Origin of the sequence: Aquaspirillum serpens DSM 68 (assembly GCF_000420525.1) — a bacterium.
GTDB lineage: Bacteria > Pseudomonadota > Gammaproteobacteria > Burkholderiales > Aquaspirillaceae > Aquaspirillum > Aquaspirillum serpens.
Genome location: NZ_ATVC01000118.1, coordinates 1 through 1,021, shown reverse-complemented (window position 1 = coordinate 1,021; position 1,021 = coordinate 1). Strand labels below are relative to the sequence as shown.

Genomic DNA, 1,021 nt, shown 5'->3' with positions numbered 1-1,021 from the left:
ACCCCCACCCAGCCTCCCCCTGATTTCAGGGGGAGGGGTAAAAAAAACCGCCCCACCCAATCAAGGGCGAGGCGGTTCGGGATTACATACGGCGGTGTTTTGCCGTTTTGCCGATGTGGTGGGCACAGAAATATACCTATTACAATGAACTACAGATAAAGATCTTTAACCATTAGCACCGTTGCAGGCGTACGCTGATCTTTCTTTTCTCGTCGGTCAGCTAGGCTTTCCACGAAACCCATTTTTTGATAGAAGGCGATTACCTTGGGTTGGTTAACTGCATCCACAGTCAGCACTCGAACAGCAAACGGAGCTTCAATTACTAGACCACAGATTAAATTAACAATTGCTTCACCTATACCTCGTGACTGCAGATCTGAAGCAGTAGCCAGCTTGGTTAGTTTGACAGCTGGATAGTAGCTGATCGGTGCATCAAAAGGCAGTCCAAGTTCTAATTCTTCAAACTCTGTCAGGCGAACGGAATCAGCAGACAAGCTGAAGTAACCGGCAGGTGTTTTCCTTCCTGGCACAAATACCACCACGGTACTGGTGATCCCATGTTCATCATAATCTCGTGCGTTCTCCAAGAGGAATTCGTCGAGCTGGTCACGTCCGCAGGTAAAACGCTTGAGGACCTCATTATCGACATCACGGACATGGCGAATGACGAGGTCTGCGATTTCAACGGTCATTGGCCGCCGTAGGAAGAGGACGAGCAAAAGCAGCACGTGCGGCAGTTGCTAAGTCTGCTAGTTCCTTGCGACGCTTATCTGTTAGGCTCACGCGACCAAGTCGTTGTAGCAGCTCACGGCTAGCTTCAGGGCCCAGTTGTGGGGTTGCTTGGAAGGCTGCAGGTTTCATGACAGTTACTCATTGTTGCAGAGAGAGAGCTATTTTCCCACAAGTTAAAGAACTTGGCATCTTTGGTCGTCAAAAGTGGGGCAAACAAGGGCAATGAATGAGACAGATAGTTCAATGAATACAATATGTTATTGGTTGGTTGATCGTGGTTTTGACCCCC

The 1,021-nt window shown here is 48.8% G+C and carries 2 protein-coding genes; both read right to left on the bottom strand.

What is annotated here, in order from left to right:
• Nucleotides 1-149 precede the first annotated feature (149 nt).
• Nucleotides 150-692: a GNAT family N-acetyltransferase gene (locus G465_RS0112820; RefSeq protein WP_022654824.1), complete on the bottom strand. Its 543-nt coding sequence runs from the start codon at nucleotides 690-692 to the stop codon at nucleotides 150-152.
• On the bottom strand, nucleotides 682-861 hold the full coding sequence (locus tag G465_RS14845; RefSeq protein ID WP_022654823.1) for a hypothetical protein: 180 nt from the start codon (nucleotides 859-861) through the stop codon (nucleotides 682-684). The genes G465_RS0112820 and G465_RS14845 overlap by 11 nt, the downstream gene beginning before the upstream one ends.
• Nucleotides 862-1,021: the final 160 nt, after the last annotated feature.